Annotated in this window: 13 protein-coding genes; 6 read left to right on the forward strand and 7 right to left on the reverse strand. The window is 44.2% G+C overall.

Translation table 11 applies throughout. The features are described 5' to 3' along the window. On the forward strand, positions 1–213 hold a 213-nt coding region (locus BM243_RS12210), incomplete at its 5' end, for a zinc ribbon domain-containing protein (protein ID WP_143093589.1). Positions 214–644: 431 nt separating this feature from the next. Continuing rightward, positions 645–998: a DUF1622 domain-containing protein gene (locus tag BM243_RS12215; protein ID WP_051651453.1), complete on the forward strand. Its 354-nt coding sequence runs from the start codon at positions 645–647 to the stop codon at positions 996–998. A gap of 138 nt (positions 999–1,136) precedes the next feature. Here BM243_RS12215 and BM243_RS12220 read toward each other — a convergent pair whose 3' ends face one another. The 3 genes from BM243_RS12220 to BM243_RS12230 all read right to left on the reverse strand — a co-directional run bounded on the left by BM243_RS12220 (position 1,137) and on the right by BM243_RS12230 (position 4,196). Further along, on the reverse strand, positions 1,137–2,822 hold the full coding sequence (locus BM243_RS12220) for a glycoside hydrolase family 13 protein (protein ID WP_074912630.1): 1,686 nt from the start codon (positions 2,820–2,822) through the stop codon (positions 1,137–1,139). Positions 2,823–2,981: 159 nt separating this feature from the next. Next, complete coding sequence (locus BM243_RS12225) at positions 2,982–3,449, reverse strand: hypothetical protein (protein WP_074912631.1); 468 nt, start codon at positions 3,447–3,449, stop codon at positions 2,982–2,984. A gap of 78 nt (positions 3,450–3,527) precedes the next feature. Continuing rightward, positions 3,528–4,196 carry a P-II family nitrogen regulator gene (locus BM243_RS12230; protein WP_074912632.1) on the reverse strand — a complete coding sequence of 223 codons (669 nt, stop codon included), beginning with the start codon at positions 4,194–4,196 and terminating at the stop codon, positions 3,528–3,530. 208 nt (positions 4,197–4,404) lie between these two features. Between BM243_RS12230 and BM243_RS12235 the strand changes: the two genes are divergently transcribed. Both BM243_RS12235 and BM243_RS12240 read left to right on the forward strand, forming a co-directional pair. Further along, positions 4,405–5,772: a bifunctional folylpolyglutamate synthase/dihydrofolate synthase gene (locus BM243_RS12235; protein WP_074912633.1), complete on the forward strand. Its 1,368-nt coding sequence runs from the start codon at positions 4,405–4,407 to the stop codon at positions 5,770–5,772. A gap of 119 nt (positions 5,773–5,891) precedes the next feature. Next, positions 5,892–7,025, forward strand: coding sequence for a GerMN domain-containing protein (locus BM243_RS12240; protein WP_074912634.1), 1,134 nt, complete (start codon positions 5,892–5,894; stop codon positions 7,023–7,025). 63 nt (positions 7,026–7,088) lie between these two features. Here BM243_RS12240 and BM243_RS12245 read toward each other — a convergent pair whose 3' ends face one another. Together BM243_RS12245 and BM243_RS12250 are read right to left on the reverse strand one after the other, a co-directional pair. Further along, entirely contained in the window at positions 7,089–7,766 is a 678-nt protein-coding gene (locus BM243_RS12245; protein ID WP_074912635.1) for a cytochrome c biogenesis CcdA family protein, read from the reverse strand. After that, positions 7,767–8,426 (reverse strand): TlpA family protein disulfide reductase, encoded by a 660-nt coding sequence (locus tag BM243_RS12250; RefSeq protein ID WP_074912636.1) that lies wholly within the window; start codon positions 8,424–8,426, stop codon positions 7,767–7,769. A 195-nt stretch (positions 8,427–8,621) separates the two neighbouring features. On the opposite strand from BM243_RS12250, the gene BM243_RS12255 reads away from it, so the two are divergent. Both BM243_RS12255 and BM243_RS12260 read left to right on the forward strand, forming a co-directional pair. After that, positions 8,622–9,572, forward strand: coding sequence for a DMT family transporter (locus BM243_RS12255; protein ID WP_074912637.1), 951 nt, complete (start codon positions 8,622–8,624; stop codon positions 9,570–9,572). Positions 9,573–9,724: 152 nt separating this feature from the next. Further along, positions 9,725–10,981: a serpin family protein gene (locus BM243_RS12260; RefSeq protein WP_074912686.1), complete on the forward strand. Its 1,257-nt coding sequence runs from the start codon at positions 9,725–9,727 to the stop codon at positions 10,979–10,981. Between the two features lie 71 nt (positions 10,982–11,052). On the opposite strand, the gene BM243_RS12265 is transcribed toward BM243_RS12260, so the two are convergent. Both BM243_RS12265 and BM243_RS15285 read right to left on the reverse strand, forming a co-directional pair. Then, positions 11,053–11,763 (reverse strand): DUF554 domain-containing protein, encoded by a 711-nt coding sequence (locus BM243_RS12265; RefSeq protein ID WP_074912638.1) that lies wholly within the window; start codon positions 11,761–11,763, stop codon positions 11,053–11,055. A gap of 16 nt (positions 11,764–11,779) precedes the next feature. Further along, entirely contained in the window at positions 11,780–11,935 is a 156-nt protein-coding gene (locus tag BM243_RS15285; protein WP_177213520.1) for a hypothetical protein, read from the reverse strand. Positions 11,936–12,124: the final 189 nt, after the last annotated feature.

Below are 12,124 nucleotides of genomic sequence, written 5' to 3' on the forward strand. Positions count from 1 at the left end.
TACATTGAGTATAAAGCAGGTCTTTCAGGCATAAAAGTAGAGTATGTAGGCCCCGAATATACCAGTCAAATCTGCCCAGAGTGTGGAGAAAAAAACAAGGCAAGGGATAGAAAATATAAATGCTCATGTGGTTTCAAAACACATAGAGATAGAGTTGGTGCAATGAATATCATTAAAGCACCTGTGATAGATAGTAAAAGTCTATCAGCCTAAGATACTAAATGTACTGTCTTAGGAGGGGCGATGGCATGCCCTCAGCTTGGGGTCATACTCGCCTACTGGAAACAGACTGGCGTTTAATCACCCAAGAATCCCATTGCTTTAGCTGTGGGAGTGTCAAGGGGGACTTTTCCTTGGAGATCCTTTCCAGTCAGAAAGATTCCTCCAAACTTCGGATCAAAAACAGTACCGGCTCCGCCATTATTCATTTCAGACCCAAGTTTAAACTTTTCATAGATGTGTATTTTCCGGATAAATAGAGTCAGAAGTGAGAATGACTTTGGGAATAAAACACGGGTTTATTATCCTTTGTTTTGAGAAACTGACGAAAGCTTGAAGAAGTAATAATTAATTCACAAACAAGTTGATTTTTGCAGGGCTCTCAATTATCATGAGGCTAGTATCATATAACAGGGGAGTGTATTATGTTAGCTTCATTTTTCGACCATTATTTACCTGTCGTCATCTATCTTTTGGAGTTCATGGGTGTTGTTGTAATTGTGATTACTGCAACAAAAGCGTTCGGAATTTATCTGAAAGGTGTTTTGTCACGGCATATAGAAGACGACCAGATCAAAACAGATTTTTCAAAAGGCTTGGGTATGTCTTTGGAATTTCTACTATCAGCAGAGGTGCTGAAAACCATTATTATCCATACAAAAGATGAGCTCATGGTTTTGGGTATCATCATGGGATTAAGAATTATCGTAGGATTTCTTCCTCAGCTGATGCACTCAGGTGGATTCAAGAAACCTTCCATTTTCAAAAAAGCTGCATAAAACATAGGTTTTCAAGGGAGCTGACAAGGTGTTCAGCTCCTATTGTTTTCTCAAAGATCCATTAGAACGTCTACTGTGAATGACGGCAGAAAACCCTGCAGTTTCCAGGCAACACCATGGAACTGCAGGGTTTTTGTCTTATACTTTATAAAGTCTCCCCTCGTAGGGCTGAAGCTTTATTGAAGGCATGAAGGGAAGAGTATCATAGGTGCAAAGCACAGGTTTGAAATTATAAGCAGAAACATCCATGAGGTTTGCTTCTGCCAGGGAACCGGACAGATTGATGACGATGAGATAGGTTTCTTCACCTTGTTGTCTCAGGTAAGACAGCACTTTCTTATTATCTATATCCACAGGAACAAAGCTCCCAGTGCTTAGCACTTCTGAACTCTTTCGGATTTCTATGAGTTTTTTATAGAAGGAGAGAATGGAGTTTTCTCTTTTCAGCTCTTTTTCCACATTAATATAGCTGCAGTTGGGATTTACTTTCATCCACGGTGTACCTGTGGTGAATCCTGCATTTTTTTCATCAGACCATTGCATGGGGGTACGTGCGTGGTCTCTTGTCATCTTCTGGATCACCTTTCTTGCCAGAGGTTTTGGCAGATGCATCATCTCCTGCAGCACTTTGAAGTCATTGATGGCTTCGAAATCCCTCCAGTCCTCTTCCTCCAGATGACAGTTGGTCATGCCGATCTCTTCTCCCTGATAAAGGAAGGGGGTACCCCTTAAGGTGAAGTTCAGCATCGCCAGAGATTTGGCGGACTTACGCCTGAAAGCTCCGTCATGGCCGAATCTTGAGACCTGCCGTGGCTGGTCGTGGTTGCTCAAAAAGTTTCCGAGCCATCCGCCGCCTTTTTCGACACCAATCTGCCAGCGGATGATGAGATCTTTCAGTTCCTTTGGTGTCCAGCGGTATCCTTTTCTGAAATCAAACTTGCCCAAGGGTCCGCATCCAATGAGGTGCACATCAAACTGGAACATCATCTGAAGCTTCTTCTCTTCGGGTCTCGTATAGGCGTTGAGATCCTCAAGACTTGTGACCATCCCTTCTCCTACCGTAAACACATCCTCATACTGAGAGAGTATCTTCTCGTGCATCTCTTTCACGTACTCATGGGATTTGGGCAAGGAGACAATATGTTCAAAGGGAAAGTCCAGTTTTTTTCCTTTACCTGCTGGAGGGAGCCCTTCTTTCTTGGCGATGGTATTGATGACATCCATTCGGAAGCCAAGAATTCCTTTATCCAGCCAGAATCTCATGATCTCATAGATTCCTTCCCGGACTTTCTCATTTTCCCAATTGAGATCACATTGGTTGGGGGTGAACAAAGTCAGGTAGAACTCATCAGAGTTCGGGTCTTTCTGCCAGGCGCTGCCACCGAAGGCACTGAGCCAGTTGTTTGGTGGCAGAAGCTCTCCTTTTTTATTTCGTTTCCCTTGCTTGAAAATATAGTAGTTCCGATAAGGGGAGTCTTTGCTTTTTACAGCTTCCTGAAACCAAGGATGCTGGTCAGAGGTGTGATTTGCCACAAGGTCCATGACGATATCAATGCCCAGGTTTTTGCTTTGATGAAGCAGTTCATCAAAGTCCTCCATGGATCCGAACTCCGGATTGATTTTATAGTAATCATCAATGTCATAGCCATAATCTTTATTTCCGGTGGCATAAATGGGAGAAAGCCAGATGGTATCTGCGCCAAGGCTTTTTATGTAGTCAAGCTTTCCGGTGATGCCTTGAAGATCTCCAATCCCGTCCCCATTGCTGTCTTTGAAAGATCGTGGCCATATCTGATAGACAATGCGGTGCTTAAAATTCCCCATACTTTCCTCCTAAAACTTTACTGATAGTACTATTATAGCAGTTGAATTGCTCTTTTTCTGTACAGAGGTGTATATTTTAGATCTTTTTCAGATTCTCTTCAGAAGCTGGTTCCATAAAAAAAGGACCTTGCAGTCCTTTTACGTATGCTGATCATCATGCTACTTCTCAAACTCAAAAATCGTCATGATATGATCTTTGTTCCCCACAGGGGTGGGAATGGTTTCACCAATCCAGAGCTGCGTGTCTGTATGATAGATCCACCAGCTTGTTTTTTCACCAGAAGACTCACGAACGGCATAGATTCCTTTCAGCTGTTCCATGGGGAAAGTGCTTTCTGAGAGTTCGAACATTTCATCATCAACTTTTTCCACAGAGATGTACTGAGGATCCGAAAGCTCTACGAGGAACTCTTTACTGAGAATCTTGAAAAGATTCTTATCAATGGTCACTTCTGCTCCATCCATGGTGCTGTCAAAGACTTCCAGCATGCTGGAGGAAAGTGGAGACAGATAAACTGCTTTCTTAAAACGGTAGGTGCCATAGAAATCATCCGGGTTCTGATCAGAACAGGCAGAAAACAGGAAAAGTGACAGACAAAGGAGCATCAGCTGAGTAAGTTTTTTCATAAAATCTCCCCCCTTTTGAAGAGATGGTGGATAGGTATGAGGCTGCTTAGCAGGATAAACGAACAGGAGGAAGGAGTGCTACTTCTTCTGGCAGTCCCCTTCATAAAGTCCTACAGTACGGGTGACATCCACCGTAAAAAGAATTCCGTGACCTGGTTTCTCAAGATCCAGCTCTTTCGTCACAGCGTGGACAATATCATCGGTATGACAGTGCTGAGAAAGAATCAGGATGATCTCTTTCAGAGGCTCTACAGTCATGGAAAAGGGAAGCTTCTCTTCTTTGATGCCTGAGCCTTTTCCATTGATCAGCGTCGCACCGAAGGCACCTGCCGCTTTGGCAGTATCGATGACCTTCTGTCCTTTTCCCTGGTCGACTATGGTAAAGATGGCTTCATAATTTTTCATGTGGTCACGATCCTCCTCAAGTAAAGGCTCTATACGGTAGGCGCTTCGGATGGTCCTGATGGGCAAGGTGAAGGCAATGCCGTTTTTAGGTTTATCCAGCCTCTGGTCTTTTACGATTTTTTCCATCACAGTCTGACCCTCCTGCTCTTTTGAAACACAAAGGACCAGTTCCTTCCGGATATCCGATACACCAATGAACTGCAGCATGCTGCTGTCGATGGTCCCATGCCCCATGAATACGGCAGCGTCAGATATTCCGTAACGGCTGGCAAGCTTCGCCACTCGGGCTCCATTTTTATGGTTGACGATATAGACAAAGAGACTCCACTTCTGTTTTTCCATGATGGCCACCTTTCCAGATTTTCATAGGGTTCTTTTGCTTATAGAATTAGTATACAATAACTTCTTCTTTTAAGTCGGTCCCTTATGTTACGATTTTGTGAAGTTGACAAAAATACACCTGGAAAGATGCCGCAGATGCATGATTTCATTGTTCTTGGAGAGTTCTCTGTCTATAATAGAGAAGAAGATATGTGAGGAGAGAAGTGTCATGAATTATGAAGAAGCTTTAAGCTATATAGAGAATACGCAGAAGTTTGGCAGCATTCTTGGGTTGGAGAGGATAGCCAAGCTCCTGGAAATGATGGGCAATCCTCAGAAGAAACTGAAGTTCATCCACGTGGCAGGCACCAATGGAAAAGGCTCCACTTGCGCCTTCATGCAGAGTGTTCTGACCCAGGCAGGCTATAAAGTGGGGATGTATACTTCTCCGTCCTTTCTCCGGTTTACAGATCGGATCCGGATCGGCAAAGAGGAAATGGATGAGGACCGAATGGCGGAAATCATGACCCGCATCAAATACAATATTGAGGAGATGGTTCTTTCAGGACTTCAAAGTCCCACAGAGTTTGAGATCATCACAGCATTGGGGCTGGTGTACTTTTATGAGGAAAACTGTGATCTTGTGATTCTGGAAGTGGGGCTTGGCGGCAGACTGGATTCCACCAATGTCATTGAAGCACCGCTGGTGTCAGTGATCACACCCATTGATTATGATCATATGGATATTCTCGGCAGCACACTGGAAGAGATTGCAGGGGAAAAGGCAGGGATTCTCAAGGCTGGCAGTGAGCTTGTTTTATACCCTCAAAAGAAAGAAGCAGAAAAGGTGATCCTGAAAAAAGCGGAAGAGCTTCAGATTCCGGTGCATAAAGTCAGCTTTAGAGACAGCCGGGTACTGAAGTTCGATGGGCTTTATCAGAAGTTTTCCTATGAAGGAGAGGAGTACCGCCTGTCTATTCTTGGGGAGCATCAGATAAAAAATGCGCTGGTTGCCATAGAAGCGCTGTATGCGTTGGAGAAACATGGGTTTAGAGTACCTCACGAGAGCCTTGTAAGAGGCTTGTCTGTGGCGAAATGGCCGGGACGTTTTGAAATTCTGCAAATTGAACCTACCGTAATCATTGATGGAGCTCATAACCTTCAAGGAGTCCAGGTGCTGAAGAGCAATCTTATGAAGTACTATAGAGGGAAGAAAATCACTATAATCCTTGGTGTATTAAAAGATAAGATGTACAGAGAGATGATCCGTGAACTGCTTCCTCTTGCCAAAAATTTCAAGCTCATTACGGTGAATAATGTGAGAGCACTTCCTGCAGAGGCGATTTCAGAAGAAATACGCAAGGTGGAAGAGGAAATCCACGAAGAGAGTGCAGCGAAGGCAGCATCTCAAAAGAAGAAAAGAAAAAAAGAGTTTGATTTTGAAGAAGTTTCCTATGTGAGAAAAGAGTGCTTCGCTACTGTAGAGGAAGCAGTGGACAGTGCACTAAATGAGTCAGAACCGGACGACATCATCTGCGCTCTGGGGTCCCTTTATTACATTCCTGAAGTGCATCGGTATTTTGGGGAAGAAGACTAGCCTTTTTCGTCATGTTCTTTTCACCGGCTTGTCATCTTCATGTAACCCGGTGGAACGCTTTAAAAGGTAGAATTTAAGTACAAAACAAATAGATTGTGTGAGAAGGAAGTGCTTTTCAAATGAAAAAGCTTACGTGGGTTTCGCTGCTTATGGTGGTCCTCATGATGGTAACAGCCTGCAATAAAAGTAACATAGAAACACCGGAGTCCGCGACACCGGAAGCTCCAGCAGAATCTCCAGGGGAACCTGAGATGGAACCGGAGTCACCGGCAGAAGAAGTAGAGACACCTTCTGAGGAAGGGGCTGGGATCACTTATACCGTGGACGAACTGTATCCTTTTGAGGAGAATGTCTACCGCGTTTATGAAGGGATGGGCAATGAGTTTGCTGGTTACGATGAATATGTGGATTTTCTGGATGGCAGCCGCATTCAGTTAAGAAGAAATAATGGTGGTACGGAAATCGTCAGCGTTCTGGAAAAGAAAGACGGTATGCTTGTTGAAATCATCAGCAGACCGGAAACTTATTATAAAGAGAACTTTCTGGATAAAGATCCTGAAGAAAACAGGATTCTGTTAAAAGAACCCCTTACTTTAGACGCCAGCTGGGACAGTGAAGGTCAGACAGCAACGGTTACGGGTGTGGATGTGGAAGTGAAGACAGGGATTGGCACTTTTACAGCTCTGGAAGTGACGAGAGTCACAAAGGGGAAGGAATCAGAAAAACGAGTGGAGTATTATGTAAGAGGAATGGGACTTGTGAAAGTCACAGATACGGGAAAAGAGTACGAGGTCAGTGCAACCTTAACCAAGATGGAAGGAAACGCCATCCGAAAGAGATTTGTCAATTTCTATTACCCCAATGCTCAGGACGAGAGGATTTTCCTTTACAGAAAGGAAATTTCCTTTACGACCAACGACATCCCAAAGATCCTCATCATCAATGCCTATAAGGAGCTTCCCAAAGAAGCTGTACCAGTGCTTACAAAGAACACCAAGGTGAATTACCTGTATCTCAACCAGGATGGAAGAGTGTATCTGGATCTCACCAAGGAATTCCTGCAGGAAATGAATGCGGGAGCTGGCTATGAAGGGCTGATTCTTCAGTCTTTGGCCAATACCATTGGAGACTATTATGGTGTAAGCAAAGTGATGCTGACCATCGATGGCAAGACCTATGAATCCGGACATATTGTGCTGGAAAAGTTTGAGGCGCTGGAAGTCAATTATGACAGCATTGTGGACATGAATTAATAGCAGCTGAAAAACCCGCCTGAGTTTCTGCTCAGACGGGTTTTTCTATGCGGATCAACAGTTCTAGAAGTTGAAGAATCTCTGGTAGTAACCAAAAAGATCAAAAGCCATCAGCACACCCACAAGAATCAGGAAGATGCCTGATATTTTAGTGATGAGGGTATAATGCTTTTTGATGAAATGGAAAGCCTGTTCCAGTTTGGAGAAGAGTATGCCTGTGATGAGAAAAGGCAGACCAAGTCCCATGGAGAAGACAAAGAGGTAGAACATGCCAAGACCCAGGGTTCCTGCATCCGCTGCAAGGATCAGTGCCGCTCCCAGGAAGGTGCCAAGGCAGGGAGACCACCCAAAGGAGAAGACAATACCAAAGATCATGGCACTGAAGAACCCGCTGCCTTCTTTCTTCATCTGAAGACCTCTTTGATAGTTGAGGAAAGGAATCTTCACAAATCCACCCATGTTGAGACCAAACAGGATGATCACAATGCCGCCGATTCTCTGAAGAAGCACTCGGTTCTGGCTTAGGAGGCTTCCTAAGGCTGTAGCGGTGGCCCCTAGAGTGACAAAGACGATGGTGAATCCTAGAATAAAGCCCAGGATATTCACAAGGAGCTCTTTTCCCTTCTTCTGGCTCTCATTGCTGAGATACATGAGAAAAACAGGGAACATCGGCAGAATGCATGGGGAAATAAAAGTCAGGACGCCTTCAAAAAAGAGAAGACCAAGTACTACAAAATCCATTTACTCCATCCTTTCCAGAATTGAATCCAAGGTTTTTTTATCGGTCATGCCCATGATGGCATATTGGACAGTACCTTCCTCATCAATGATGAAAGTCTGAGGTATACTGGAGACTTTAAACTCATAGAAGGCGCTCCCAGTAGTATCATAGAGCACATTCAGGGTCAGATCATTCTCTTCAATGAATTTATCTGCCAGGGCTTTCGTTTCTCGTTGTCCATCTGTGAGATTTACAGCCAGAAGGACTGTTTCTTCCGGGTCCAGCACTTCATGGAGCGCTTGGAACTCCGGCATCTCGAATACACAAGGAGGACACCAGGAGGCCCAGAAATTGAGGATCACTTTCTTACCTTTGTAGTCCGCCAGCGTCACTTCCTCATTCTCTCCATTATAAATGGTGAATTCTGGTGAAAATGGCTTCTTCACTTTGAGCTTATCGATGGCATCCAGTGCCACTGGAGTTTCTTCTGTGTCGGAAGGGGTTTCCTCAGCAGAAGGTGTTTCGGATGGCTCGGAAGGGGCCTCACTTTCACCGCTGCTGTCACCATCCACCACTTCCTGTGGCGTCGCATTTTTTCCGAAATTCTCCAAAAAATAATATCCACCGCCCAGTACCAGGGCTAAGAGCAGAATCCATAGGATAAAGCTGTATTTTTTCATCATAACCTCCTGTAAGTCCCTCAGGAACTTAGAAATTCTTGTTTTTTATTGTAACATAGAATGGAAGAAAATACCTCTGGGGGGTTTAATTTTCACAAAAATTAAATTTGATGCCATTAATTTTTTCGGATTCATATGGAGATTCTGAGATTTCAGGGTATAATAGTCTTTATGGATTTATTTGGAGGTTAATTAATGAATACAGTTGAAAAAACAAAGAATATATTTGAGAGGAAGCCCTTTGTCATAGCCTTTGCGGTGATTGCATCGATTTTATGGGGAAGCGCTTTCCCGGTGCTTAAGATCACATACAGCGAGATGAGTATGGCTGGAGACGATCTGTACTCAAAGATTCTCATTGCGGGAATCCGGTTCTTTCTGGCAGGCGTCCTTCTTCTTGGTTACGCATTTGTAACCATGCGGGATAAAATGAAGCTTCGTAGTCTTCGCGACTTGGGCCGTGTCTTGCTTCTGGGCCTTATTCAGACCTCACTGAACTACTTTTTCTTCTATATTGGACTAGCCAATACCACAGCCTCAAAAGGCGCCATCATCAGTTCCCTGTCGAATTTTCTCATCATCATTCTGGCACATTTTATCTATAAGAATGATCGGCTGAACAGAAATAAAATCTGGGGTATTGTCTTTGGCCTCATTGGCGTAGTGGTGGTGAATCTGGATGGAGGACTCACTGGAGGGTTCAAGCTCATGGGAGAAGGGTTTATGTTCTTTTCCGTCATCACAGCCATTCTTTCGAGCTTCATGGTGAAGAGTTATGCAAGGACCATCCATCCCATGCTGCTGTCCGCCTACCAGCTTCTCTTTGGTGGAGCCGCGATGCTCCTCATATCACTAAACGGAACCTATGATACACTGACCATGACTCCTCTGGCAGGTGGACTTCTTGTCTACTCTGCACTGTTATCAGCTGTTGCCTTTACGTTATGGTATACCCTTCTAAAGTACAACAAACCAGGAGAAATCACCATGTTCCGCTTTCTGATTCCTGTATCAGGATCCATCCTGTCTGCGATTTTCCTGAAAGAGAAGATCACGATTCAGGTGCTGATCTCATTGATTTCCATTGTCATCGGGATTGTGCTTGTGAACAGGGAAGATCAGAATAAAGTGAAAAATCAAGGATAGTGTTAAAAATGTCAGGCTCCTCAAGGAGTTTGACATTTTTTTTGTTTCCAACCTGTTGCTCAATTGTTACCCAAAAAAGTGGGTGCGGCGATAGGATAAAAGTAGAAATGAAAGTCAACATCAGAACAATGATGAACTGGGGGGATAGGAAGATGAAAACCAACAGATGGATCACACTGCTTTCTGTGGCGCTGCTTTTTGCGCTTCTTATGACAAGCACCTCTTGTGCAAAGAAGGTGTCTGGAGAAGATCTGATGAAAGGTATTGATTCACAGGAGGTCCAGGTGCCTGAGAACTATAGTGATGAAGATCTTCAGGCGGCCCTTTCTTTTTCTTTACTGCTTTTCCAGAAGAGTCTGGAAGAAAAGAACACACTGCTTTCACCTGTTTCCATCCTTTCAGCCATGGGCATGACGGGAAATGGCGCTCTGGAGAACACCAGGACCCAGATGGAAGAAGTTTTCGGCATGAAGATGGAGGATCTCAACAATTTGCTCTATCTCTATAGAAAGAGCCTGCCGGACAAAGAGAAGCTGAAGATTCATGTGGCAAACTCCATCTGGTTCAAAGAAGGGGGAGCCATTGATGTGGAAGAAGAATTTCTTCAGACCAATGCCAACTATTATGATGCTTCCATCTACCGCGCCCCTTTTGATGAAGCCACATTAAAGGATATCAATCTCTGGGTCAAGGAGAAGACGAAGGAAATGATTCCTGAAATCCTCGATGAAATACCAGAGGATGCCGTGATGTATCTCATCAATGCTCTGGCATTTGAGGGAGAATGGCAAGACGTCTACTCAGAAGATCAGATTCAGGATGGTATTTTCAAAAACAGCTCTGGCGTAGAAGAAACGGTGCAAATGATGCGGAATGAAGAATTCCTCTATCTGGAGAATGAGGATACTGTTGGTTTCATGAAGCCCTATGCAGAGGGAGAGTATGTCTTTGTTGCTCTTCTGCCAAAGGATGAGAACCAGACCATCGGAGACTATGTAACTAGCCTTACGGGGGAAGACCTTTATGAACTGCTGAGCACTGTGGAGTCCACTTCCGTGTTTACCATGATGCCGAAGTTTAAGACGGAATACAAAGTGGAGCTTTCAGAGGTGTTCAAGTCCATGGGGATCAAAGATGCCTTCGATGCAGATCTAGCCAATCTGAGAGCCTTAGGCACATCGCCCATTGGAAATCTTTATATCAGCAGAGTGCTCCATAAAACCTTTATCGATGTCAATGAAAGAGGAACCAAGGCTGGAGCAGTCACAGCCGTGGAAGTGGTGGCAGAGTCTGCAGGACCCATGGAGCCTAAGATTGTCAATCTGGACAGACCTTTTGCCTATATGATTGTGGACCGTCAAAGCAATCTGCCGCTCTTTATCGGGACAACGGAGAGTGTGAATCCATAAGAAGGAAAGAACAAAAAGTGCCAGGAAGTGTAAGCATTCCTGGCACTTTTTGTATGAGAGCTATTCTGGTGTTACAGGGTGATGACAGTCTTCCAAACGAGGAGTCCCACTGCATAGAGAATGGGAACCAGAATGGCTGGAAGCATATTGGAAATCTTCAGTTTCAGATTGAACACCATATTGATCCCAAGACCCATGATCATGAGGCTGCCGACTCCCGATATCATGGGAATGGTTTCGGGCACTGCGATGACCAAAGGCCGGATGAAGGTGGCCAGAAGAGAGATGCTTCCCTGGTATAGAAGTACGGAGAAAGCAGAAAATAGAACACCAACACCCATGGAAGAGGCAAAAATCACCGAGGTGATGCCATCCAGGATAGATTTCATATAAAGAGTATTATGGTTTCCTGAAAGGGTACTCTCTATGGTTCCTATGATGGCCATGGAACCGATGCAGAAAAGAAGAGAAGCTGTGAGCAGTCCGTCTTTGATTTTTCCGCTGTAGTAGCGGTTGACGATGGTCTCAATCTTTTCTGTAAGAAGCTCCAGTTTCTTTTCAATATTGATGACTTCGCCAATGAGGGTGCCAAGAGCCATGGACAGGATGATGACCATGGAGTTCTCCACCTTCACAAGGCCAGCAATCCCAAGATAGATCACCGTGAGTCCCAGTACTTTAAACAGACTGTGGGCAATGTCCTGATTGATTCTTTTATGGAATACAATCCCCACGATACTGCCAAGGAGAATGGAAAAAGCATTAACAACAGTTCCGAACAATTCATACACCTCTTCTTCAGTTTAGAAACAGCAGATAATAAACGACATACACCCAGCTGAGAAGCCCATGTATGATGGCCCAAAGCACCGACTGATTGAGACTCCAGCTGATGACCATGGCAAGGCCTGTGCCCATGGTGATGCCACTTTTGATGACTTCGCCTTTTTTCATTATCCATCTACTCCTTTATATCTTTTTTGACTTCTTTTCATTATAGCTTAATTCAAAAGAAAAGTAGAGAATTTTCACCACTTCTTCAGGAAAGAGAGGACATTATCACGAAATCCTGAAATCCCCAAAAGGATAAGGATTCTTCCTTGATAAACAGAACATGTTAATATATTATCAAAGAGAAGGGGT

It is taken from the genome of Proteiniclasticum ruminis (assembly GCF_900115135.1).
GTDB classification, from domain to species: domain Bacteria; phylum Bacillota; class Clostridia; order Clostridiales; family Clostridiaceae; genus Proteiniclasticum; species Proteiniclasticum ruminis_A.